At 40.9% G+C, this 26,008-nt stretch carries 19 protein-coding genes; 5 read left to right on the top strand and 14 right to left on the bottom strand.

Annotation, left to right across the window (positions count from 1 at the left end; all coding sequences use genetic code 11):
- Positions 1-97 precede the first annotated feature (97 nt).
- Positions 98-685: a CYTH domain-containing protein gene (locus IGI44_RS05410; protein WP_438786784.1), complete on the top strand. Its 588-nt coding sequence runs from the start codon at positions 98-100 to the stop codon at positions 683-685.
- An 18-nt stretch (positions 686-703) separates the two neighbouring features.
- The gene (locus IGI44_RS05405; protein WP_438786783.1) at positions 704-1,351 is read left to right on the top strand and encodes a DsbA family protein; all 648 of its coding nucleotides are present in this window, start codon (positions 704-706) and stop codon (positions 1,349-1,351) included.
- Positions 1,352-1,382: 31 nt separating this feature from the next.
- On the opposite strand, the gene IGI44_RS05400 is transcribed toward IGI44_RS05405, so the two are convergent.
- The 6 genes from IGI44_RS05400 to spxA all read right to left on the bottom strand — a co-directional run bounded on the left by IGI44_RS05400 (position 1,383) and on the right by spxA (position 8,502).
- Positions 1,383-2,561 (bottom strand): class C sortase, encoded by a 1,179-nt coding sequence (locus IGI44_RS05400; RefSeq protein WP_438786782.1) that lies wholly within the window; start codon positions 2,559-2,561, stop codon positions 1,383-1,385.
- A 1-nt stretch (position 2,562) separates the two neighbouring features.
- Positions 2,563-3,744, bottom strand: coding sequence for a class C sortase (locus IGI44_RS05395; protein WP_438786781.1), 1,182 nt, complete (start codon positions 3,742-3,744; stop codon positions 2,563-2,565).
- Positions 3,745-4,123: 379 nt separating this feature from the next.
- Positions 4,124-5,941 (bottom strand): oligoendopeptidase F, encoded by a 1,818-nt coding sequence (gene pepF, locus IGI44_RS05390; RefSeq protein ID WP_438786780.1) that lies wholly within the window; start codon positions 5,939-5,941, stop codon positions 4,124-4,126.
- Between the two features lie 101 nt (positions 5,942-6,042).
- A complete protein-coding gene (locus tag IGI44_RS05385; RefSeq protein WP_438786779.1) occupies positions 6,043-7,041 on the bottom strand; it encodes a competence protein CoiA in 999 nt (332 codons plus the stop codon).
- Between the two features lie 182 nt (positions 7,042-7,223).
- Positions 7,224-7,868, bottom strand: coding sequence for an adaptor protein MecA (locus tag IGI44_RS05380; protein WP_438786778.1), 645 nt, complete (start codon positions 7,866-7,868; stop codon positions 7,224-7,226).
- A 235-nt stretch (positions 7,869-8,103) separates the two neighbouring features.
- Positions 8,104-8,502 (bottom strand): transcriptional regulator SpxA, encoded by a 399-nt coding sequence (gene spxA / locus IGI44_RS05375; RefSeq protein WP_010739854.1) that lies wholly within the window; start codon positions 8,500-8,502, stop codon positions 8,104-8,106.
- A 781-nt stretch (positions 8,503-9,283) separates the two neighbouring features.
- Here spxA and IGI44_RS05370 point away from each other — a divergent pair.
- The gene (locus tag IGI44_RS05370) at positions 9,284-10,003 is read left to right on the top strand and encodes an HAD family hydrolase (protein ID WP_438786777.1); all 720 of its coding nucleotides are present in this window, start codon (positions 9,284-9,286) and stop codon (positions 10,001-10,003) included.
- Between the two features lie 34 nt (positions 10,004-10,037).
- On the opposite strand, the gene IGI44_RS05365 is transcribed toward IGI44_RS05370, so the two are convergent.
- The 4 genes from IGI44_RS05365 to IGI44_RS05350 all read right to left on the bottom strand — a co-directional run bounded on the left by IGI44_RS05365 (position 10,038) and on the right by IGI44_RS05350 (position 18,313).
- Positions 10,038-13,217 (bottom strand): SNF2 helicase associated domain-containing protein, encoded by a 3,180-nt coding sequence (locus tag IGI44_RS05365; RefSeq protein ID WP_438786776.1) that lies wholly within the window; start codon positions 13,215-13,217, stop codon positions 10,038-10,040.
- Entirely contained in the window at positions 13,218-16,340 is a 3,123-nt protein-coding gene (locus tag IGI44_RS05360) for an AAA family ATPase (RefSeq protein ID WP_438786775.1), read from the bottom strand.
- Positions 16,340-17,473, bottom strand: coding sequence for an exonuclease SbcCD subunit D (locus IGI44_RS05355; RefSeq protein WP_438786774.1), 1,134 nt, complete (start codon positions 17,471-17,473; stop codon positions 16,340-16,342). Before IGI44_RS05355 ends, IGI44_RS05360 begins: the two co-directional genes overlap by 1 nt.
- Positions 17,474-17,677: 204 nt before the next feature.
- Positions 17,678-18,313 (bottom strand): lysophospholipid acyltransferase family protein, encoded by a 636-nt coding sequence (locus IGI44_RS05350; RefSeq protein WP_438786773.1) that lies wholly within the window; start codon positions 18,311-18,313, stop codon positions 17,678-17,680.
- Between the two features lie 75 nt (positions 18,314-18,388).
- Here IGI44_RS05350 and IGI44_RS05345 point away from each other — a divergent pair, with 75 nt between their 5' ends.
- Both IGI44_RS05345 and IGI44_RS05340 read left to right on the top strand, forming a co-directional pair.
- Positions 18,389-19,123 carry a tRNA1(Val) (adenine(37)-N6)-methyltransferase gene (locus tag IGI44_RS05345; RefSeq protein WP_438786772.1) on the top strand — a complete coding sequence of 245 codons (735 nt, stop codon included), beginning with the start codon at positions 18,389-18,391 and terminating at the stop codon, positions 19,121-19,123.
- A complete protein-coding gene (locus IGI44_RS05340; RefSeq protein ID WP_438786771.1) occupies positions 19,113-19,388 on the top strand; it encodes a GIY-YIG nuclease family protein in 276 nt (91 codons plus the stop codon). The genes IGI44_RS05345 and IGI44_RS05340 overlap by 11 nt, the downstream gene beginning before the upstream one ends.
- 32 nt (positions 19,389-19,420) lie before the next feature.
- Here the strand turns inward: IGI44_RS05340 and IGI44_RS05335 are convergent, their stop codons facing one another.
- The 4 genes from IGI44_RS05335 to hisS form a co-directional block, all read right to left on the bottom strand.
- Complete coding sequence (locus IGI44_RS05335) at positions 19,421-21,289, bottom strand: acyltransferase family protein (RefSeq protein ID WP_438786770.1); 1,869 nt, start codon at positions 21,287-21,289, stop codon at positions 19,421-19,423.
- A 326-nt stretch (positions 21,290-21,615) separates the two neighbouring features.
- Positions 21,616-22,494 carry a YitT family protein gene (locus tag IGI44_RS05330; RefSeq protein WP_438788921.1) on the bottom strand — a complete coding sequence of 293 codons (879 nt, stop codon included), beginning with the start codon at positions 22,492-22,494 and terminating at the stop codon, positions 21,616-21,618.
- Positions 22,495-22,649: 155 nt separating this feature from the next.
- A complete protein-coding gene (aspS, locus tag IGI44_RS05325) occupies positions 22,650-24,422 on the bottom strand; it encodes an aspartate--tRNA ligase (protein WP_438786769.1) in 1,773 nt (590 codons plus the stop codon).
- A 60-nt stretch (positions 24,423-24,482) separates the two neighbouring features.
- A complete protein-coding gene (gene hisS / locus IGI44_RS05320; RefSeq protein WP_438786768.1) occupies positions 24,483-25,781 on the bottom strand; it encodes a histidine--tRNA ligase in 1,299 nt (432 codons plus the stop codon).
- Positions 25,782-26,008: the final 227 nt, after the last annotated feature.

Here is a 26,008-nt window from a genome sequence, read left to right as displayed (position 1 = left end):
TTTTCATGGAATTAGTTCTAATCGTTTGACTATATAGGTTATTCTATGTGAGGATGTCTTATAATAGGATTTTTCCAAGATCAGAGGTAAAATAAGATTGAGCAAAGAAATTGAAATCGAATTCAAGAGTATGTTAACTCAAAATGACTACGAGGAATTGTTACATTACTACAATGTTACAGATGATCAATTTGTAATACAAACGAATCTCTATTTCGATACCGCTGACTTTCAATTAAAGCAGCAAGGTATGGGGTTGAGAATTCGATGCTTTGCCGATAGAGCCGAAGCTACTTTGAAGGTTCCGCAAGCTGTCGGATTATTGGAAATCACTGATGATTTATCGTTGGATGAAGCAGACCTAGCAGTGAGCAAAGAGCAATTTACGCCGCAAGCTGTTGAAATTTTAGGTCAAATCCAAAAATTAACTATCGGACTCTTAGACTTGACTATGATTGGGAAATTAATCACAAAACGTGCCGAATTTATCATTCCTGAAGGAAAACTTGCGTTGGATGAAAGCTGGTACAGTGATCAGCATGATTACGAATTAGAGTTGGAAGTCCCTGATTCTAGCTTTGCTGAAGCTGATTTTAGCCGCTTCCTTAATAAGTTTGAGCTTCCTTATCGAAAAACACAAAACAAAATTGCTCGAGCCGTCGGTGCTCAGCAAGGAAAAAAATAAAGAAACGGAGGGGCCCCAGTGATCGAAATTTATTTATTTGTAAATCCAATTGGAAAAAAATGTTTATCGATCGAACGTAGAATTATTGATTTAATTAATGAATATGACATGAAAATCCAATTACGCTTAATTCCTATCATGAATCTAAAAACCGTTTCAGAATTCATGCAGCGTATTGGCGCCTCTGAAAAGGACCTCAATTTGCGAACGGAGCTGTCGCAGGAGATTCACTCAGCTGCATTGGACGTTAAAGCCGCGCATCTCCAAGGGAAAAAACGGGGACGTGACTTCTTAGTCGAGTTGCAAAAAACGGTCGGCGAGCAAAAACAGCCTTACTCGAAAAAGTTGGCGATCCAACTGTTCTCAAAGGTCGGCGGAGACTTAGAGATGTTTTTAGAAGACCGTCGCTCTGCGTTTGTTCAGGAAGCCTTTTTAACAGACCAGCAAATTGCTCATGAAATGCAGATTACCTGTCATCCTTCAGCAGTTATTTATAATTATGGTAGTGATAATGATGCGGGGATTCGCATTGAAGGCTGTGATACCATCCATCACATTCTAGATACATATAACACAAAAGAATCACTGATTGCGTTCTTAGAATCACAAAGTAAAAATACAACGATCAGACAACAAGATGCGGATAATCATTTATCCTTAATCTAAAGGAAAAGGTCATTGCCAGTTGGCAATGACCTTATTTTTTGATCTGAACAGCATTCTCTTTCGTAAAGATATATCCCTTTTGTTGTTTGGTTAGATAGAGACTTATTTTTTCTTGACGTAGCTTTTTAATACCGACATTGAATCCAATCCCCTCACTATCTTTGATGCAATAAACGCCGCCGGGAATATTTTCGAACCGTGCCCGTCCTTCCTCGTCTGTCACGGTCACCAGCGGAATTCCCTGTCTCTGCACGGGTCGCTTACCATTCTTCGTATACATCGCAAATTCCCGTCCCGCTAACGCATTTTCCAGGCGATCTGTGCGAAGAAGATTCAGATTAAAGCGACGTTTCCTCAAGAGATAGATGTGGATCGCGCGATAGATGCCGATTAGTAATAAGAAGATGGTCAATCCGACACCGACTAAAATCAGTAGTTGCTTTAATTTTCTTGAATCGTCCGCTTTTTTGATTGCTTTCGCCATTTTTTCCGTATAGGGCACCCGATGACCGGTTACCAATAAGCGATGACTATTGATCATATACGGAGTACAAGTCAAAAGAGTGACAATATCACGTCCAGGTTCGATGTTGATTACTGAGGTATCTTTTGGCTCAACAATGTCTATTTTATCTACCTCGTAAGCCAGCTTTTCCTCGAACAGTGTAATCACAAAGACCTCACCTATCTTCACATCTTCTAAATCAGTGAATAATTTTTTTTCGGGCAATCCGCTATGAGCAGAAATAACTGAGTGCGTATTTTCCCCGCCTGTTGGAAAAGAGGTCCCTTGTAGAACTGTTGCTCCTTCTTGAAGCAGCTTTTCATTGGTCGTGTCGAACAAAGGCAACGTTACTTCAATCGCAGGGATGCTGATCGCTCCGATCAAATGCTTACGAATGTAATCGTCGCTTACGATTTTTCGTTCATTATTATTTGTAAATTGCGGAGCTTTAGGCACAAGACCATTCTTTTTCAGCTCCTCATTCCGTTTTTTCATACGTTCCTTGGCTTTACGTACTTGTTCCTTATTTTGTTCTTTATTTTGTCGTTGAACCTCTTCCATCCGTTTTTGATCGATAAAATCATTCACCGCATTAATGTAAAATGGATACATCATCACGAGTACACCGACCAAAAACACTAAAATCATGAAAATCTTACTAAGCATTTGCCTTTTGGCACTTTTTGGTTTAGGTGATCTCTTCACGCTAGTTCACCTTCTTACTTTCTATAATAAAGTGGGTAATTTTTTGCTTGATATTCTTATATCCCCGACGCTTCAGAATCTTGAACTTCCGATCCTTCAATCGCCAAATTTTTCCTTTCACACTCAAGCCATTTTCTGTCTCCGCACGATAAACGCCGCCTGGTATGTCTTTAAACTCGATTTTTCCGAATTGATCACTGACTGTATGAACAAGCTTGCCGTTGATGCGAACAACATCCCGTTTTTGGGTAAGCAATGCACGTACTCCAGGCAAAGGTTCGCCGTTTTCGTATAGATAGAAAACAAAGGTGTAGTTGCGTTTCTTCGATTGATAGAGAATGATTTTTCGCCAGACAAAATAGCCAAAGAGCAATGAGAAGAAGGCACAGCCAGCAATTAAATAGTAGACACGCCGACGATGGTACTTTTCAGTCTCATTGATTTTCTTCGCTGCCTCAACTGGATAGGCAATCCGATGGCCGGTAACTAATAAACGGTGACTGTTTACCCCATAAGGCGTACAGGTCAGCAACGTCACCAAGTCACGATCCAATTCAATTTTAAGCGCATCAAACTTATCAGGTTTCACGATTTTAATGCGTTCAACCTGATAAGCTAATTTTTTTCCTTCTATATGTAAGAAAAACTTGTCTTTCTTTTTTAACAGTTCTAAATCAGTAAAAAGTTTCTTTTCTGGTAGTCCAGTATGTCCGGTAATAACTGAATGGGTTCCTTTACCTCCAACAGGAAAGGAGGTTCCTTGTAGGACTGTGGCCCCCTTGTCTAACAAAAAATCATTTGTCTCGTCATAGACTGGCAGACTCACTTTTATTTTAGGGATGAATACTGCACCGATCATATGTTTTTCATAGTATTCCTTTTTCGGACTTTTGGTTCCTTGCAACGAGGACTCGAAAGGATCATCGAAACTTCCGGCGCCTGGAATAATTGTCTTTAACTTTTTATTTTCCTTTTCAAGCTTCGCCAGTCGCTTTTTCTTCTCAGCTTCCGAACGTGCTTCCATCTTATCTTGGACTTCTTCGAGCCTTTGCTGGTCGACATAATTATTAATCGAATCCACGACGAAGGGATACATAAAAATCAGAAAACCTGTAATAAACATGACAGCAATTGACAACTTTAATAGTAAGTCAATCTTATCTCTTTTATTTGGTTTACTCATTATGATTCCACCCCCTCTACTTATGCCAATTTTCGCATAATAATTATCAAAAGAGAAATTCCATTTGTAAAATTTCTTTCAAATATTTGAATCCAAAGGGCCAATTTAATGAGATTTTACGCACCAATCCCACTCGTATCAACAATTTTTTTTGCTGAAGTTTTGCTAATCATCTTCCATAAATAAACATTACAGAAGATCAATCTTTAATAAAATTAAATATATTTCTATGTTTTTATAATCAATGATTAACAAAAAAATGTGTACTTCAAAATGACGCTCGCTTTAAACGAATAGATCCTACATCTTTTTGCGTTGCTTAACGTGGTACGCAGAGCAAACAAAAAAGCAGGAGCGTCAACTCCTGCTTCACTGATTGTTAATTTTTTAAAATTTCTACTAGCTCTTCCAACTCATCAAGTCGTTGAGCAAAAATTTCCATCGCGTCTTCAATGTATGTCGGTTGTGTCATATCGACACCTGCTTTTTTCATGACTTCAATTGGATAATCACTGCTGCCTGATTTCAAATAAGCTAAGTATTTCGTCAAAGCATCTGGCTCACCCTCGACAATCCGTTTGGCTAATGCACTTGCTGCCGAGAAACCAGTCGCATATTGATAAACATAATAGTTATAGTAAAAATGTGGAATCCTAGACCATTCATCCTTGATCTCTTCATCATTAACAACGATTGGTCCATAATACTTCGCATTCAATTCACCATAAAACTTGCTTAGATGTTCACTCGTCAATGGGTTTCCTGCCGCATCTTCAGTGTGAATAAAGTGTTCAAACTCAGCAAATTGTGTTTGACGGAAAATGGTTCCTTTAAACCCATCCAAGTAATGATTGATGATGTAGGCCCGAATTTTGGGGTCTTTTTCTGTTTCTAATAGATGACTCGTTAAAAGATTCTCATTCGTCGTTGAAGCAATCTCTGCTAAAAAGATTGAATAATCACCGTAAACATAAGGTTGTGTATGGCGCGTGAAGTAACTATGAACGCTATGTCCCATCTCATGAACTAACGTATATAGTTCATCTAGTCGATCATGCCAATTCAAAAGAATATACGGCTGCGTATCATAAGCCCCAGAAGAATAGGCCCCACTGCGTTTACCCTGATTTTCAACGACGTCAATCCAGCGTTCAGCAAAAGCCTTCTTCACAACGTCTAAATATTCCTCGCCTAACGGTTTCAACGCTTCGAGTGCCTTAGCCTGGGCCTCTTCATAAGTAAACTTGACCGGCGCTTCTGCCAAAAGCGGAGTGTATAGATCATACATGTGAAGTTCTTCTAATCCTAGCAATTCCTTTCGCAATTCCACATAGCGATGCAGTAGTGGCAGATATTGATTCACCACCAATGTCAGTGTTTCGTAGACATCTTCTGGAATATGGTTCCCGCTTAATGCTGCTTCTCGCGCAGAAGTATACCCGCGAACCTTGGCTTTGTAATTATGCCCTTTGATATGTGTACTTAAAGTTGATGCGAAGGTATTTCTGAATTGATGATAAACAGAATATAATGCCTTGAAGGCTTGCTCCCGGACCTTTCGATCGGTACTCTCTAACAACTGCCCGTAAACCCCGTGCGTTAACTGTACATCTTCACCAGCATCATTTTTTACGATTGGGAATTTCAAATCCGCGTTGTTCATAACAGAAAATGTATCCGCAGAACTACCGAAAATTTCACTAGCACCAGCTAATAACGCTTCTTGTTCTGCTGGTAAAATATGTGCTCTTTCAGAAATGATCTGTTCAACAAAATGACGATACAAAGCCAATTTTGGTTCTTGCTCGAAAAAGGCCCAAATTTCATTGTCCGAAAGTTCCAGCATTTCTGGTTCAAACCAGCTGACTGCTTCACTGACCTGAGCAATCAAACTAGATGCTCGAGCATATAGAGCTTGATTTGTTGTATTAGCAGTATCTTCATCATTTTTCAGATGAGCATACACATAAATGACTTCTGCTTTACGATAAATATCTAGGACATACTCAATCGCTGATAAAAATTCTGTCGCTCCTTGACCCAGAGTTCCCTTAATCTTATCAACTTCATTTAACTCAGCTGATAATGCTTGGAACTTTTCCTCAAAAGCAACGTCATCTGCAAAAATTTTCGTTAAATCCCAAGTTAATTCAACAGGAACTTCTTGGCGTTTTGGCAATTGTTTTGCTTCACTCATAAATACTCTCCTAACTCGTTAAGATACTTTTTTCTCTTAGAATAACTATTAATCATTCTCCATAGTACCACAATTTTGAAAAAAGTAATTTTTAAAAGTTGTCAAGCCAATGAAACTTTAGCCTTTCTTTGACAAAAAATGGCTTCAAGGTACAATCGTTCCAAGATCTCCTGCTGATTAATCTGGTAGAATTCCCATTCTTTCTGATTTTCCTCACGGTAAGCTAAAAATTTTTGAAAAATCAACGTTGCATTCTTTGCTTCTTTTTGAAATAGATAGCGAAATACAAGAAGATCTTCTTGATAAAAAAAGAAATAGCGACTAGGAAAGTACATCCAATCCGGCAAATACAGAACATGTCTCCGCTCTTGATAAAAATATTGCTGCAACACGCGAATTCGCGGATTACTTTGGACTAACTTGATACTCAATTCCCTTTTTCGCGCCTTCACACTTTCTGTCGTAGGAAAAAGACGTGGCGGACATTTTGTAACAGCAGAAGAAAATATTTCTCTTAACGGTTTAGAAAAATCAGGCCATCGTTCCTCGCAATAAATCAAACCGTCAACCTCATGAATATGGTAAAGCAAACGGATCCCCTGTTTTTCCACCAACCATAAATGCACGCCTTTTTCCTTATCAAAGGAGCAAAATTGCCTTTGTAGATGAGTAAATTTTTCTTTGGGCCAAAGTGGTTTTCCAAGTAACCACCAATCTTGATAACCTTTTTCAGCATACCCATTGATCCGTTCTTGCAGACGAGCACTTTTCAACGAGGAACACTGAATTTCAACTGCGAAATGCTCGTGCAATAAATCGGGGCGCTGCGGCAAATCAACTAACGGCTGTTCAAGCTGCCAATTGTTCTCAAAACGATTTCCCCATTCATAAAACAGCCGTTTTAATTGTAGATGCTCTGGTGTCTCCCCCTCACTCAATCCTTGGCATTCCGTATTCTGGTTATGAGCAAAGTGAGGAATCTTGATTTTTCCCGCTTTGCGAATCAACCGCTCGCCGCAATCTGGACAAAAGTACGACTGTCGATCCCCAGCGTCAGCAGCATCAACCATATCTTTTTCCTTTGTGTAAGCAAATAACATTTTTCTCACCTCGAAAAAAGATACGCGCTAAGACGAATTTTTTTCTTATTTAGAAAAATCTACTGAACAAAAAGGCGATTCCCTTACCTACAGATTGATGTGTAAAGATAGCTTTCGTTTTACTGACGAAAATGGGCAACGCAAAGACCCACCGTCTCTATGAACGATGGGTCTTGAATGGTTTAATTAAAATGAGCACGAGTGATCTCGATCGCATCCCGCTGCATCAAAAGTTTCCCGTATTCTTCTAACATTTCTGTTGAAACAGAGGAATTCTCAGCATACTCCAGGATTTCTGCAATCACATCTGATAAGCCGAACTCACCAAAAATATCTGGATCAAAGTAAACCTGCAAGTAATACTTCTCATTCAATAGATATAAATCACACCAGGCTTCATCTAAAAAGTGATAGCTTGCTAATTCGATCATATCCTCAAAACTATTCAATTGAAACACTCGCAAGCGATTATTCTTTTCATCCTCTTCGAGACTTTCTGAATTCGCTAAAATCTGCTGACGAATCAATTGATCAAAATCACTTGATTCAAATTCTGTCGAATTGTTCATTTTGTTGATGTCTTCTGGCGTCAGATTTTTACTGATAAATAGTTCCAATCCATCATTTTTCGGAAGGACTTGGAAGGTAACCGCTTCACTACTTTTAAATTCATCCTCGATATCGACTTCCTCTAAAATACTATAGAAGAAAGATTCAATCTCACGATGATTTCCTAACAAATCAAGAAAAGTAATTCCTCGTTCCGCTAAATCTTCATTTTCAATAATGACTCGGATTGTATTCTCATTGATGTGTTCCATCTCCATCTTGGCACACCTCACTTTAAAGATAGATTATATGTTCATTGTAACTGATTCCGCTTAAAAGTAAAGAAAGCCGTCGAATTTTATTAAAATCCTATAAACAAAAAAGAAATCGTTGCTTTGACCTCGTTTGATTTTCGGATTAGAAACCACATGGAAAGGTTGAAACTTCGCTGTATTCGTTGATTGAAGACGAGGGTTTTCAAAAAAAAGACCCTGCATCCGCAGGGTAATTATTCTATAATCCAGCCATTAATTGGGCTTGACGCAATTCATATTGGCGAACATCACGAGGCAAGAAGCGACGAATTTCATCTTCGTTGAAACCAACTTGTAAACGTTTCTCGTCAATCATAATCGGACGACGTAACAATCCAGGATTTTCTTTAACTAAATCCAACAATTCTTTTAGGGACAATTCATCTAAATCCATGTTCAACTTTTGGAAAACTTTCGAACGGGTCGAAATGATTTCTTCCGTTCCATCCTCAGTCATTTGCAAAATAGCCTTCAACTCATCGATATTCAATGGCTCAGAGAAGATATTTCGTTCAACATAAGGAATCTCATGTTCCTGTAGCCAAGCACGTGCTTTCCGACATGATGTACAACTAGGGGAAGTATATAGTGTTAACATGCATATCACTCCTTTTCTTGACTCTCAATTTTTGTAACAGGTAATACTTATCTCCTGCTATCTGTTTCTATTATACAGAAAAAAGGTAACAAAAAAAAGAGTTGGTTGTCTTTTTTTTTACAAATATTAACGTTATTTAATTTGATCCCACGTCATAACAACTGTCAGGACAGTCGCGAGTTGTCAAGATGAGAAACTAATGGGGCAACTCTCATTCGGAGCAGTAATATAACAGATAAAAAAACTGTATTATTTATAATACAGTTTATGCAAATTTATTATATCAAATTAAAAAAAAGAATTTTTTTATCTTTTAAAAACTGATAACCAATCTATATTAAAAATATAGATATTTTCATAAAACTTCTGTATATCAAGTCTTTATAAGAATAGATGTAAAATAGAAAATACATTAAAGGACAGTGGTTATTATTTTATAGTTATTTTATTTTCTGCTTTAAGTAAATTTTCTGTATCAAATTTTCCATTAAAATATCTCCTAATAAATAGATACAGCTTTCAATTAATCAAAAATAAACAAAACTTTTATAGACTTTCCGAAAATTGGTAGACCTAAACTTTTTAGCGTTTTCGCCTTCTCAATCATTATTTTTTTTCGCAAGAATATTTTTGATTGATTCCATTCCATGTTTTTTTCATTACTGTACCGTCTGGATAACATAACAGGAATTATATATCCATGCCACTTTTTTGCTCATTCTAAATAAAATCATTACTTTTTTGCTATAATAAATCTATTGAAAACTTAGGAGTGGTTGAATTGATCCAAGGAATAGTATTTGATTTAGATGATACTCTATATGAACAGCAGGCTCCCTTTGCTTCGGCTATTAGCAGGCTTTTCCCAACATTTCCCAAAAAAGAGATGAACGCCCTGTTTATTCGTTTTCGCTATTATAGTGATCTCCACTACATGAAATCAATCACAGGAGAATGGTCTTTAGAAAAAATGCGCCATGAGCGAATTCGCTTGGCCTTAGCCGATTTTGATTTTGTTTCAGACGACTCTAAATTGGCGTCCTTTCAAGATGCCTACGATCAGGCTTTGCAGACAATCTCCTTGCCTGCTGAAATCATTGCCTTGCTTACTTTTTTGAAGCAGCAGGAAATTCCGCTTGGGATCATTACGAATGGGCCTGTCTCACGCCAAAAAGAGAAGATCCGTGCCCTCCAATTAACGCGATGGATTGAACCAGAAAAAATCATCATTTCTAATGCAGTCGGGATTCAAAAGCCTGATCCTGAAGTCTTTCACTTGATGGAGCTACGATTGGGTTTAGCGTCGGATGCACTATTATACATCGGCGATAGTTTTGAGAATGACGTGATCGGTGCGAAAGCTGCCGGCTGGTCTGTCTGGTGGTTCAATCATCAAAATCGTCCTCTCCCCACTGGACAAACGGCCATTTACGAAAAAGAACTTACGAGCTTTGAAGAATTGGCTACGAATCTTACGAATAAAAAGAGTATGCAACGCTAAGCGCTGCATACTCTTTTTGCATCAAAACAATGTTTTATTCGCCTAAGCTCAAAATCATGCGAATATCTTCTTCTGTAAGTTTGTTGGTTTGTTCTTCATTTCCTTGGATGACTTTTTGGAACAGCTCGCGTTTTTCTTGCTGCAGCTGATTCATCCGTTCCTCAATCGTTCCTTCAGCGATCATGCGCCAAACTTCAACGACCTTCTTCTGACCAATTCGGTGCGCCCGTCCAGCGGCCTGCTCTTCTACTGCAGGATTCCACCATAGATCATAAAGAATCACAGTATCTGCGCCAGTCAGATTCAAACCGGTACCGCCGGCTTTCAAGGAAATCAAGAATACATCTTTCTCCCCTGCATTAAAGGCATCCACCATTTTCAGGCGGTCAGAAACTTTGGTGCTACCTCGTAAGTAGAAGCTGGTAATTCCTTCTTCTGCGAACTCTTCTTCAATAATTGAGAGCATGCTGGTAAATTGTGAGAACAATAGCACTCGTCGACCATTCTCCTTCGCGGCTTGGATCAAATCTTTCACTTGATCCAACTTCCCAGAACCACCTTCGTAGCCCTCCATAAATAAACGAGGATCATCACAGATCTGACGCAGACGAGTTAAACCAGCCAAAATGCTAACCCGTTGTTTGCGGAACGTTGCCGAGTCCATTTGATCGACTTCTTGTTTCATGCGTTTTAAGTAAGCCAGATAGACCGTCTTTTGTTCTTCTGTCAAACTGCTTAAGACATTTGATTCAATTCGTTCTGGTAATTCCTGCAAGACGGTATCTTTGTCACGACGTAAAACAAATGGCTGGATCATCTTGGCAATCTCTGGGACAGCCATTTGACGGAACCGTCCAATCGGTGGGAAGAATCCTGGCATGACCGTTTGGAACAGCGACCACAGTTCTTCGAGATTATTCTCGATCGGTGTACCACTCAGCGCAAAGCGATGGGGAATTGATAAATTCCTTAATGCACTTGATGTTTTAGTTGACGCATTTTTTACCATTTGTGCCTCATCAAGAATCATATACTGATAGCCCATCTTTTCATGTAAGTCAATGTCCTGACGGAGACTTGCGTAGGATGTAATAATAATCTCATCAGCATCCTCAAGCATTTGCTCACGTTCACTGCGATTTCCTGAAATGACTACAGAATTTAGGCTTGGGGCAAACTTCTTGATTTCCGCCTGCCAATTGTAAACTAAACTTGCAGGTGTCACAATGACCGCTTTGATTGGCTGCTGTTCTTTTTCTGCTAATAGAAACGTAATTACTTGAATCGTTTTACCAAGACCCATTTCATCGGCTAAAATGCCGCCAAAACCATAGTCACTTAGCATTTTCAGCCAGCGGAAACCTGCTGCTTGATATGGACGCAATGTCGCATTGAGGTTTTCCGGCAACGCAACTTGATAGGCTTCCGGATGCGTCAAATCCTGTACCATCGCAGTAAAGCTTTCACTAAACTGCGCCTGCGGATTCTCCTTCAAGCGTTGCTCCAGCATCAACCCTTGGCTCTTCGGCAAACGAATCAAGCCATTCTTCGCACTGATTCGCTCCCGCAGTTGACCGATCATTTCGCTGGTTTGCTGGAAAGCTTCTGAATCAAAAGATAGAACTTCACCATTGTCCAACGTATAAAAACGGTCTTTTCGTAACAAACTGTTCAAGACTTGATCAATTTCATTGTCCTTAATCCCGGTCACGTCGAATTTGATATCCAGCCATGAACCTTCTTGATCTACCTCAATCGTTGGCTGATATTCTTCCCCATCTAGAAATAGCTGACGCAATTTTTTACCCATGCGAACTTCAGCAAGGCGTCTAAACTCCTCGACTTCTACTTTGAAGAAATAATAAAGATTGTCTTTGATCGGCAATTTCTTCTCAAAGCCCGTCTCAATCTTTTGATAGCGATACGTATCAAAAAGATCTAAAATCTGTTTTTCTTTTTTCCGATCTCTTAAAATCTCGACATTATTGGGAAGCTTTGGCTGATGCGCTTCATTTGTAGAGAAATAGGCGTTTCCATAATGAAATTCGGCCTCTGCCTTGATCATTCCCTTAATTTTTCGAAAGATCACCACTGCTCGCAATGGCTCCTCTTTCATGATTTCAGCCACCTCATCTTTCACAATCACTCGGCCAATTTTCCGTAAATAGGGGAAGACATCCGTAAACAATTGCGAAAGTTGTCGTTGCTCATAAGTAATAACAGGTTCCTTCAAGCGTTTCATCAGTTGCTTCAAAGTAATATAGGTATCCTGTTGCTCATGAGTCATCAAATAATAGGAATTTTCGACAAACCCTAAGAAATAATTACTATAGTAATTGGTAAAACCATCCTCGATCGTTAGACCATAATCATCCTCTCCGCGTTTTTCCAAAGTAAAGGATAGCGGCAATTCTTGACCTTCATGAACCTCAGAATACGTTTTTTCTCCTAATTTGATGTTTAAATTCCCTGTTTTTTCCATTGCTTCCAATAACTCTTGAATCCGATGCACGGGCAATAGGAGGTAGCGCTTATCTAGCTTGCCCTTCACCTGCAGCCCGGCTTTTCCTAAAAGCTGATACGTTTCACTGACACCGACTAAATCTTCGATCAAATCACGGCACTTGGGATCAAAGGCACCCGCTTCAATTTGAAATTTGTACTGCTTATTCACGGTGTATGCCGAATCCGTCTGATAGGCATGTAAGAAATCGTATAAGTTCTTAACGATATAGCTGCGTTTAGTCAAATGACTGCCGATACGTAATGAAACCGCTAATACATCCAGTTCTGGATGGTAAGGGTTCGTCGGTACCGCCTCAACGACAAATTCAACAAATAGCGACTGCAGCGGTTCTGCTTCTTTCTCCAACCTAGTAAAGCCCTGATTCAATAAATCTGCAAAGGAAATACTGCTTTCCATTTTTTTCGGTAAAACGGTCTCTGGCTTGATTACTCGAGAAAGTCCTTTTTCCCGCAAATACAACTCAACCGCAACCGTATGTTTGCAATAACCATGCTCTTCCCAATACGGGCACGCACAAATATCATTTTCTTTTCCACTGCCATCTAAATCAACCAGATAAAGTTCACTGCCTAATACTTCACCATGCCAAACACGCCGAGCCGGATCTGCCTCAACGGATAAGACCCGCCCTTCTTTTAAATACGTTCTGCCGCGTTCGATCACTTTTTCTGGAATACTCCATCTCATCTACGTTTCACTCCATCCTTCTAGCTGGTAACGAATGCTGCTGCGACCCGTTCCGCTAGTTTCCACAATGATTTGTTGTGGGATACGTTCTTTCAATTCTCTTACGTGACTGATAATGCCGATCATCCGCCCCGCATTTTCAATTCCTTCCAATGCTTCCATTGCCATTTCCAATGCTTCTTCATCTAGTGACCCGAAGCCTTCATCAATGAACAGTGCCTCGATTGCAACGCCACCGGCTTGACTCTGGATCACTTCAGCCAATCCTAATGCCAACGATAAGGCTGCGATGAAGCTTTCCCCACCGGATAAGGTGTGAGAGCTGCGAGTGGCACCCGCGTTGTCATCATAAACATTGATTTCAAGGCCGGTATTCCCTTTGGAGCGTCCCGTTTCCTGCTTCAATTCAAAGCGATAACGACCTTTCGTTAACTGATGCAGCTGCTGATTGGCGCTTTGCAGCACTTCAGCCAAATACCATTGCAGAACATAACGCTCCAAACTGATTTTTTGCGGATTATCGCCGTTCATCGTTTGATAGAGCTGGATCATTTGGCTCAATTCGTCCAACTGCTCCTTGCTTTGCTCCTGTAATGCTTCGATCTTATCAACCAATTCGCGTTGCTGCTGCAGCTGATTCTCTTTCATATAATGCTGCTGTTGAAGCTGCGTCACTTCAGCTTCACAAGCGGTCACCTGTTGTTGCAATTCTTCCAACTCGGGGTTTTCATGATTCTTGATCGCTTCTGCCAAGCGTGTTTGACGATCTTTTAGCACGAAGAGCTGTTGATCAAAATCAGTGATTTCTTGCTCCAAAACAGAAAGATCGATTGGCGCTTCAGCTAACTGTTCAATGGTCAAATCTGCTTCTGACAATTGTTGTTGCAATAGGCTTTGGTACTTGTGCAGCTGTACTTCTGTCTCTTGCTGTTGTTTAGCTAAAAGCTTTTGATTTTCCTGTAAACGAATTCGCTGTTGCTCAATTTCTTTTACTAGCTCTTGATGAGCCTGTAATCTCGCATGATCGTCTTCAATCTTTTCCTGCAACCCAGCAAGATGTTCTTCCAACGTCGTTAACTGCCAGTCCTTGGTTTGTTCCTCAATACTGGATAATCGGCCCTCTAACGTTTGCAGCTCGCCAGTTACGGTAGTTAAGATCGTCTCGCATTCCTTTTTCTTCTCTTGGTCATTCGCTAATTCTGTCTTTAACTTAAGCAGGACTTGTTTCACTTCTCTGATCTCAGCGATCGCCTCTGCTGTTTCTTCTTGCCGTTTCGTAAGAAAATCACTGAGACCCATTAATTCAGCGTCAACTTCTTGCTGATAATAGGCACTTAAAGCGCTTTGAAGCGTTTGAAGCTGTTGTTCTTGATTTTTTTGTGCCGCTAATCTGGACTCCTGCAATTTATCGAAGGCTTTTATCGCGACTTCATACTGAGCCTCTGCCTGTTCTCGAATCAATTCCAATTGCTTGATACGAGCCTCCTGTGTTTCCAGCGCTACCTGCAATTGCCCCAAATTATCAGTGGTCAATTCCTTATGTTGGGCTGGATTCGGATGCTCTGTTGATCCACAAACGGGACAAGGTTCTCCGGGAAGCAGGTCCATGCTTAGACGAGCAATCTCCGCTGCAGCCCATTGGCTTTTTAACTTCTTATAATCCGCCAATTCACTCGTTAATTGATTGCTTGTACGGCTAGCCTTTTCAACCAGCTGTGCTAATTTGATTTGCTGATCTTCTTCTTCTTCCTGCTGATCAAAAATTTCTTTCGCTGCTGTTTGTAATTGCGTTACCTGCTGCTGAAATTGCAATTCTTCAAATCGACGATCCTGCCAATATTTTTCTGTATTCTGCTTAGCTTCAAGTTCCTGCTGTTGTTCTTCGTGAACCTTCATTTGCTGAATAATCTCAGATAATTGCTCTTGTTGTTTGGCTTGCTTATTTTCCAGCTCCGCTTTTTGTTGCTCCAGCTGCTGTTTTTGCTTCACCAAAGGTAATAAGGCCTTCAAGCTTTGCAGTTCTTTTTCTTGCGCTTGCCACTCCGGACGCTGCTGTTCAAACGTACTCGTTTGCTTTTGACAAGCTGTGTATTGCTGCTCCAATTCCTCTTCACGTTGTTGATTCTCATGAGCTTCTTGCGTCTGTTGAAGCTGCTGTCTTTTTAATTCCTGCACTCGATCGTACGTCGGACGAACTTTTTCCAGCTCTTTGCCTCGAACCAATTGCTGTTTCTTTTCTTCTTGTTCTGGCAAACGCACTTCCAATTGTTGAAGCTGGTGGCGTGTTTCCTGCTCTTGACGGAAACGTTCGGACAATTCCTGAGCTTTTTGATAGTCCTGTTGAAGCGCCTTTTGCTTATTTTGCTTTTTGACTAATTCAGCTTGACTGTCCACTAAAGCGTGCTCTTCGCGGATCAAATATTCACGAGCAAAGTTCAGCGATTCTTCGTAGGTCACCCCTTTTTCAGCAGCCACCTGCTGAAATAGTTGGTCAATCCGGGTAGTCAGCTCACTAACTGATTTCTCCAGTTCAAGCTTTTGAAGCTTTAAATTATCTGTAAAATGTCGATAGAAATTCGTACCGAATAGGCTTCGTAAAACCGTCTCCTTCTCGGTGCTATTCGCATTAAGGAATGTTCGAAACTCCCCTTGCGGCAGCATCACGATTTGACGAAATTGATCCTTTTGCAAATTCAAAATTTGATAGATCACTTCGTTCACCGCATCCACTTTGGTATACGCTTCCGCCTCTTGACCCGCATCGTTGAAAATACTCAATTGAACCTTTTGATTTTTAGTCGTCTCGCCCTTGCCATTTTTCTTGGCTAACGTCTGCTTGGGCCAGCGTTCAATCGAGTACTGCCTTCCTTGATGCTCAAAAATAAACTGAACCCGCGTTTCCTCAGTGGGCTCGGCAAAGGAAGAGCGTATTTCATTTGAGGAACGAACGCCACCAGACGCATCCCCATATAAAGCAAACGTGATTGCATCAAAAATTGTTGTCTTACCAGCACCCGTTTTCCCACTAATCAAAAATAGCGGAGCTTCCGTCATTTCGTCAAAATCGACTTCTTCATGAACAAACGGACCAAAGTTTTCCATAATAATTTTTTTGGGAAGCATTATTCTGCGCCTCCTTTTTTCAGAATGGCGTGTAATCCCTCTTCGACCCATTTTTCTTGCTTCATCGTCAACTCATCTTGGGAAACTTCTGCAAAGAAATCCTTCGTCAATGCAATCGGGGATTTTTCTTTGATATTTTCCTTTTTTAGCCGCGTTGTCATTGCTGTCTCAAACCCATTCGCACGCTCTACTTGAATAATGCGAGGATAGACCTGCCGTAACTGGTTCATTAGATTCGGGATGACCGCTCGATCTTCCAACAAAATCGACAAGTATGCTTCACGGTCAATCGTCGAATAAAAAGCTGGATTCAACAATTCAGTAAAACTAGCTTGGATTTCTTGAATCTCATGCAGCGGAGTCAATGGTCGAAAAGTAAATTCCCCGTTTTCCGTATCTACGATCCAGACACCCTTTGTTTGATCTTTTTCCGACAAAGAATACTTTAACGGCGAGCCACTGTAACGGGCATTCGCAATTTTTAACGCATCCTTTCCATGAAGATGCCCCAATGCCACATAATCAAAGCACTCAAGCAAACGCCCATTGATTCCATCAAGGCCGCCAACTTCGATCTTCGTTTCAGAGTCTGTTTTACTGCTGCCAGCAACAAAAAAATGACTAATCAAAATATGCCTTTTTGCCGGATCAAAGCTTTCTTGCATTTTTTCGATCACTTTCGGCATCGCCTGTTGGATCGTTCGCAAGTCTGAATCCTCAAAATAAATCCGCGCATCTACCGGTTCAAAATAAGGCAACAAATAGAATTGAACATTTTCCATTTCCACAGGAGTAAAAGCTTCCTGCAGACGTGTATGTAAATGAAATTTCGCTTGATTGAACCACGGCGCACCAGTTGCCAAGCGAGTGGCACTATCATGATTGCCAGAAATCGCAATTAAGGGGAACTGTTGCGTCAAATTCCATTCGGCGATCGTTTGATTCAATAACCGAACGCTATCCTCTGAAGGGACTGAGCGATCGTATAAATCGCCCGCGATCACGATGGCATCTACTGCCTCGTCCTTTGCGATTTTTAGTATTTGATCAAGAATGTATGCTTGATCTGGCAACAAATCATAACCATGCAATTTTTTCCCAATATGCCAGTCAGCAGTATGTAAAACTTTCATTGATCCACCCTTTTCCTAATTAAGTCCTTCCCAAAAGTATAACACGATTCGCCATTTTTTTCTGCAAAGCAAGTAGAGGTTGATCGATGAACGATTTATTTTTGTCTCTACCCAATTGAAAAAGAAATAAAGAAACACTGTCACCAAATGAAAAAAACAGGTCCTAAACTCGAAAGTGAGTTTAGAACCTGAAATATAACTCGTTTAAATGGATTCATCTTTTTTAGGCTTAGCAACATACTTGAAATTCGGGTCAATCTCCCGATCTAGCTGATCAAAAGCTCCTTGCACACGTCGCTCCACTTCGGCTAAGCCCTCTTTATCCATTTTTTTGATATCCGAAAGATCGATTGGATCTCCGAAACGGATAATGACAGGTGTTCGTTTAAATAGCTGGGAAAATTTCGTTGGGCCTTGATACACAGAAGGCACAATTGGTTTTTTCGATAAACGAGAGATCAAGGCCATTCCGCCCTTCAGCTCGGAAGAATGACGCGTCCCACTTGGGAACATAATCAAACTCTTATCCGAATCCTTCAACATTTTAACTGGTCGTTTGACCACACTTGGTCCGGGTTTGTCGCGATCCACAGGGAAGGCATTCAAATGCACTAGAATGAATCGTAAAATCGGATTTTTGAACAGCTCAGCTTTTGCTAAAAAACTGAATTGCTTTGGCGATGCGCCCAGTGCCATATAAACGGGGTCCCACCAGGTACGGTGCGGCGCAACTAGAATGTAATTCCCTTCTGGTAATTTTTCTTGATTTTGATAGTGAGCATTGCCGTTAACGACCGCCAAGATCGTTCGAGCAATGACGCGAATAAATTTAAAAAACATAGTTTCGTCCTTTCAGTTAACTAACTAAACGTAGTATAATACAACGGTATGATTTTTTTAAGGGGGCAAAAGAAATTGTTAAAAAAAGGTGAGCGAATCGACCAGCTTTATGCTGAAGATATCCAAATTATCCAAAGCTCGGAAGTTTTTTCGTTTTCCATTGATGCCGTTCTATTAGCGAATTTTGCCCGTGTGCCAAAACGCGGAAAAATCATTGATCTTTGCGCTGGGAACGGTGCGATTGGTCTTTTTTTAAGCAAGAAAACAACGGCACTGATTGATCAAATTGAACTTCAACCCCGCTTAACTGATATGGGAAAACGGAGTATTCTTCTCAATCAATTAGAAGATCAAGTGACGATGCATGAACTAGATCTGAAAAATACATTTGACGTATTCAGAGCCGATTCTGCCGATTTAGTTGTATGTAATCCCCCTTATTTCAAGGAATTACCAACTAGCCAGAAAAATCCAAATCCACATTTAGCCATTGCACGCCATGAAATCCACGCAACACTGGAGGATGTCGTCAACGTATCTGCAAAATTATTAAAAATGAACGGACGTTTTGCAATGGTCCATCGCCCGGATCGCTTCTTAGAAATCGTGGATTGCTTGCGAGCACATCGGCTTGCTCCGAAACGAATTCAATTCGTTTATCCCAAACCGGGAAAAGAAGCCAATACCCTTCTGATTGAAGGAATCAAAGACGGAAAGAGTGAAGGCCTGCGTTTTCTTCCACCATTATATACGTATGATCAATCTGGCAGCTACTCTGCCGACTTACAGGAGATGCTTTATGGCAACTGATCAATTCTTTTATGTTTTATTATGCAATGACCAAAGCTTTTACGGCGGCTACACCACCGATTTAGCCAGACGGCTGACCGAGCATAATACCGGTACGGGGGCTAAATATACCCACCCGCAAAGTCGACGGCCCGTCCAAATGATTCACGCCGAACGCTTTGAAACTCGCAGTGAAGCAACCAAAGCCGAATCTGCGTTTAAAAAACTACCACGCAAACAAAAAGAAAAATACTTGCGTGAGCACCAAGCAAAAAACGTTTTGTGATTCTCTCACAAAACGTTTTTATCTTTTTCTGATTACTCACCCTTCAATATTTCCTTAGCGATCAATTGGCAGTAATGGATCGATCCGACATCATTTGGATGAACTTGGTCATCATAGAACCAATCTTGATGATCCTTACTGAAATTGTACCAATCGATCAAATGAACATTTTTATACTCCTTCGCCGCTGTTTCAAGGTTCGCATTGACATCATTTTGCCAACGACGCGTCGGAACATGAGTATTAATAATGAAGACTTGATGCTTCTCTCCCAGAACATTCATGATCTGAGCAAAGTCATCCATATTAAAAGGACCATTCGTTCCTAGACTCAAGAGGATCGTGTCATTCAATTCTCCTTTATCTTTTAACGCCTTCAACAATGGCGGACTGTCTTTTAATTGTCGCCCAACTTCTCCGTCAACGACCATTTTAGGGAAAATTTCCGTTAAACCTTTCGAGCCTGCTAATAATACAGAATCCCCAAACGCGGTTACCTTCAAATTCTTCGCTTTCGTTACTTCGCGATTACTTAAGCTGTATTTATCCGCTAAACTGGTTGGTGCTTCAGAACTCGTCGTCGATTCTGCCGTTCCGCTAGAAGCACTTGGCGACGGTTTTTCCGTCTTTTTGGCAGCCTGCTGATTTTGCTCGATTTGCTTTTGCAAGGCTTGTTGATTCGCATCGACTTTATTCGTTGGCGCAATAATCACACCCACTAGCGCAATCACCGTGATCAGACTAGAAAAAATGAAGCCGATTTTTCTACGACTCTTGATTGGCGCCCAGAACGATTGTTTTAACGATGCAAACGTCTTGCGGTAATTGAACACACGTAATGGCTTTTCAATATAGCGATAAGAAAGTTCTGTTACAAAAAGAATCAAAATGATTTCCATAATTGTGTGGAGGAAGGTATGATTCGCCACATTGACTTTTGCTTCATAAAAAATCATTACAGGATACTGATAGAGATAAATTCCGTAGCTACGTTTGCCGATCCAAGAAAACACCGGATTCGTCAACCAGCGATTCCAGCTGGCTCCAGGATGTGCCGTAATAGCAACCAATACAACACTTATGAAACTTACTAAAAACATTCCCCCATAATAAATGAATGACCAGTCATCCCGCATGAATAAGAATGCCAAAATTAGTAGAATCAATGCCCCTAGACCGATCCCATTCAATATTCGTTTCGCTTGTGAGGGAATCTGTGCCTTCAAACGAGTACTGGGCCAAATAAACGCTAAAGCTCCTCCTAAAAGAATGGAGAACAACCGAGTATCTGTTCCATAATAAACCCGCGTAGGATCTTGACCTGGTACGTATAGAACAGCCATCAAAATAGCTGAAAGCAAGGCCGCGCCAAGAATTCCGAGAAAAACCTTCCCCTTATTTTTCACCAGCTTCATCAAGAGGACGAAAATGATTGGCCAAAAAATATAGTTTTGGGTCTCAACCGCCAATGACCAAATATGGGTAAATGGCGATTCACCAGAAAATCGATCAAAATAAGACATCCCATGATTGATTTGCCACCAGTTATTCACGTAAAACAGACTGCTGATGACGTTGCCCCGCAAATTATTTAACAGATTCCGCTGAAACAACGTTATGTACGCTGAAGCTCCCACAAGCATCGCAACCAACGCCGGATATAAGCGTTTCATCCGCCGATAATAGAATTGCTTGATGTCGATACGACCTGTTTGCTTCCATTCCTGCAAGAGTAAATCAGTGATCAAATAGCCTGAAACCACAAAAAAAACAGGAACCCCTAAGTAGCCGCCTCGCATTTGAGTAGGCAGCAAATGATATAAAATTACGCCAATTACCGCTAGTGAGCGAAGCCCATCAAATCCAGTAATATAGCGACTATGCTTTAGTCTTTTTCCCATAAGTTTACTTTCCAACTTTACTTTAAAATATCAGAATATCAAATTAACTATACGTATATTTTTTGCAAACTGCAACAATTTCTCAATAAAAAAAGCATTTCCTAAATATTTAAGTTTTTTCCTTGAAATAATTCCAAGAGCGTGGCTTCATTTGGCTGCTTTGGGTGGATTATTTTCACAGGCATGGCACATTCTTAACAGAGCCGTGATATTGATTCTACCATATTATAGGAATTTTTCTTCTAAAAAACATCTAAAGTAGGCGACTCTTCCTACCTTAGATGTTCAAAATTTTTCTATCCGTCTCATTTTGACACAGAGCTATTTTAATCCATTGATTCTTCGTAAAAGCGGCCCATGATCCGTACGTTTTCAGAGATACTGACGAAGGCGTCTGGGTCGTTTTCTTTCATGATTGATTCTAATAAAGGAAGTTCAAAGCGTGTTACCACAGTGAATAGAACGGTCTGTTTGTCATGCTTGTAGGCTCCTTCGGCCTCATTGATGATGGTAATTCCGCGTCGCATTTGATCTTGAATCCCATTAATAACTCGCTCAGGGCATTTGGTAACGATCATCACTTGCATCTTCCGTTGCTTCGTATAGAGCGCATCGGTCAATTTACCACTCATAAAAATAGCTAAAGCAGAATAAAACATGTATTGCCAGCTAAACAAAATTCCCGCCATCAGCATGATCATCACATTGAAAATGATTGAGATCGATCCTACTGAGGAGCCCGTGCGCTTGCGAATCACGATACTCAAAATATCCAATCCGCCAGAGGATAAGCCATTCTTTAACGCAAATCCGATCCCAACACCCATGATTGCTCCACCAAAAATTGCGCAAATAATGGGGTCCTTCGTCAACGTCGTTTGGGGAATGATGTGAATGAAGAATGACGTTAAAAAAACAGTGATGAAGGTAAAAATCGTAAACTTATGACCAATCTTGAACCATGCCAAGAAAAATAATGGCACATTAATCAAAAATAAGGTGATCGATACGGGAACAGTGAAACCGACAACCCGATCCGACAAAGTCGTTAAAATTTGCGCGAAGCCGGTGGCTCCACTGGAATAAATATGTCCTGGCTGGTAAAAAAAGTTTACGGCAATCGCCGCTAAAAATGCATAAACCACTGCGACAGATAATCGGGTGGCATAATCGTGATGGGGCCACTCCTCTATCTTCTTTTTCATCATGTACTGTCCGCCTCATTTCAAAATTTCACTCACATTATACGTATTTTCATGAAAAAAAGAAAGCACCTACCATAAAGGCAGGCGCTTCTCTTAGTATATTCTTAGAGTTCACGTAAAAACTTCAGAAAAGCAGCAAATTAATGCCGGCTACTTTACTCTTCGATTTTCGTTACGTCGATACTTAATTCATAAAGCTGCAAAGGTGACACCGTGCTTGGTGCATCAGACATTGGTTCTGCTGCTTTCCCATTCTTAGGAAAGGCAATGACTTCACGAATATTGTCTTCGTTTGCTAACAGCATCGCGAAACGATCCAAGCCAAGTGCGATTCCGCCAATTGGAGGGAAGCCATAATCCAACGCTTCTAATAAGAAGCCGAACTGTTCATTGGCACTTTCACGAGTGAAGCCTAAAGTTTCAAAAACTTGTTCCTGCAATTCGCGGGTATTGATACGGAGTGAGCCGCCACCTAATTCGTAGCCATTTAAGACGATATCGTAGGCTTGCGCATACACTTTTTCTGGATGCTCCTTCAAGTTTTCGATATCCTTTTCCATCGGCATTGTAAATGGATGGTGAGCAGAAACGTAGCGACCTAATTCTTGATCAAATTCAAATTGTGGCCAATCCACTACCCATAGATAATCGAAACGGTCTTCATCGATCAAGCCTAATTCTTTTCCGACTTTCGAACGAACCGCACCAAGAGCTGTAACAGCCGTTAAGAATTGGTCTGCCGCAAACATCAACACGTCGCCTGCTTCGGCATTTGTCGCTTTCTTCAAGTCTTCGCTGACACCGCCCATGAATTTCGCGATCGGTCCAGTTAATTCCCCGTTTTCGTCCACTTTGATCCAAGCCAAGCCTTTAGCGCCAAATTGACCTACGAACTGCCCTAAACGATCCAATTCTTTACGAGAATACTTATCCGCTGCTCCTTTAGCGTTTAACGCTTTAACAACTCCGCCGTTGTCTGAAGCCATACGGAAGACTTTGAAATCAGTCGCAGAAGCAATATCCGTCACATCGATCAATTCCATATCAAAACGAGTATCAGGTTTATCAGAACCATAACGTTCCATTGCTTCATCCCAAGTGATTCGTGGGAATGGCAACGTTACTTCAACCCCGCGGACATCCTTCATGACTTGTGCGATCATCGCTTCTGTGTAATCTTGAATTTCTTCCGCTGATAAGAAGCTGGTTTCAATATCGACCTGCGTAAATTCAGGTTGGCGATCTCCCCGCAAATCTTCGTCACGGAAGCAACGAACGATTTGATAGTAACGGTCAAAGCCAGCCGTCATCAATAATTGTTTCAAGATTTGTGGTGATTGTGGTAATGCATAAAAATGTCCTGGATGAACACGTGAAGGAACCAAGTAATCACGAGCACCTTCTGGCGTTGATTTAGCCAAGTATGGTGTTTCAATATCCAAGAAGTCATTGTCATCTAAGAAACGACGAACGGATTGCGTCAAGCGATGACGCATCATCAAGTTTTGTGTCATTTTCGGACGACGTAAATCCATATAACGATATTTTAAGCGCACTTCATCACTGATATTTTGGTCATCTTCAATTGAAAATGGTGGTGTTTTGGCACTATTTAAAATAATGATTTCTTCACCTTTTACTTCGAAATCGCCTGTAGACATTTTTTTGTTTACCGCACCCGCATCCCGACGAATGACTGTACCAGTAATTTCTACTACATACTCGCTGCGGCATTGATCCGCGATTTCCCAAGCCGCTTTCGATTCTTCTGGATTGAAGACTACCTGCACGACACCTTCACGGTCACGCAGATCAATAAAGATCAAGCCACCTAAATCACGGCGCTTTTGTACCCACCCTTTTAATGTTACCTTTTGATCCAAATACTCCTCGGACACTCGTCCGCAATAGACTGTACGTCTAGCCATTTTTTCATTCCTCCATTTATTTAAGTCATCTTCCCTGTTATCGGTAAGATTGATTTTATTTTAGTCAAGCTTTGGCATGGTCATTTCATCATAGATCGTCGCAAAATCTTCATAGACATCCATTAAAGGAAACGCCTTTTCTTCCCGTGTCGCAGAATCCTTTACGTTGATCACACCCTTGGACAACTCATCTTCACCTAAAGTTAGGACAAGCTTCGCCCCTTCCTTATCGGCCGTTTTAAACTGAGCCTTTGCTTTACGTCCCATGAAGTCACGGTCAGCAGAAAAACCAAAGCCGCGAATCGCTTGTACGACCTTCAACGTTTCCATATTGGTCGCTTCACCAAGTCCGACAACATAAGCGTCCAAGCTTGATGAATCAGGAATCAATACATCTTCTTGTTCCAGCGTTAATAAGATACGTTCGATTCCCATCGCGAAGCCGATCCCTGGTGTCTCTGGTCCGCCAAGCTCTTCTACTAAGCCATCATAACGTCCGCCGCCGCAGATAGTGGTTTGAGCCCCCATTCCAGGCGCGTCACTCATGATTTCAAAGATCGTATGATTGTAATAATCCAATCCTCGAACCATCCGGTGATCGATTTTGTAGGAAATGTTCAAGTATTCTAAAGTTTTCGTAACCCCATCGAAGTATTCCTTCGCATAATCACTCAAATAATCCAAAATACTTGGTGCATCCGCCACGATTGGTTGATCCTTACGGTCTTTACTATCCAATACGCGCAGTGGATTCTCATGTAAACGACGACGTGAATCCTCGCTCAATTCTTCTTCATGAGCTTCAAGATACGTGATCAACGCTTGACGATAATTGGCTCGTGTTTCTTTGTCGCCCAGCGTATTGATTACAAGTCGCAATTGATTGATTCCTAATTGCTTGAAGAAATCCATCGCCATCGCCATCACTTCGACATCCAAGCTTGGGTTTTCACTACCAAAGGCTTCGACACCGATCTGATGGAATTGACGCAACCGCCCTTTTTGGGGACGTTCATAACGGAACATCGGACCTGTGTAATAAACTTTATACGGCTTCTTAAACTCTGGCCCATATAATTTATTTTCGACATAGGCACGCACGATCGGCGCAGTTCCTTCTGGGCGAAGCGTCACGTGACGGTCGCCTTTGTCATGAAAATCATACATTTCCTTCGATACGATATCCGTCGTATCCCCGACACTGCGGGCAATCACTTCATAGTGTTCAAAAATCGGGGTGCGGATTTCTTGATATTGGTAGTCATTGAATACTAATCGGGCGGTTTCCTCGACAAATTGCCATTTTTCACTTTCTCCCGGTAAAATATCATTGGTCCCTTTTGGTCGCTGATAACTCATGGTATATCTCCTTTTATTATATTTAATTTGTTATTAAGTCTGTTCTGCTAATTATTCTCCATTTGATGGTACGCATGTGATCGGCCGCTAGCTCTTATTAATGGAAGTTCATTTTTCTAAAAACCAGAAAAATGAGCTTATTCTCGTACGCATACCATTCTGCTAAACGCCTTGTTCTTTACAACTAGTCGGAGTTCAATAATTTCAACTCAAGCTTTAAGGACTGC

The organism is Enterococcus sp. DIV0756, from assembly GCF_051710745.1.
Classification (GTDB): Bacteria; Bacillota; Bacilli; order Lactobacillales; family Enterococcaceae; genus Enterococcus_A.
This window is presented reverse-complemented; position numbering and strand designations above follow the sequence as displayed.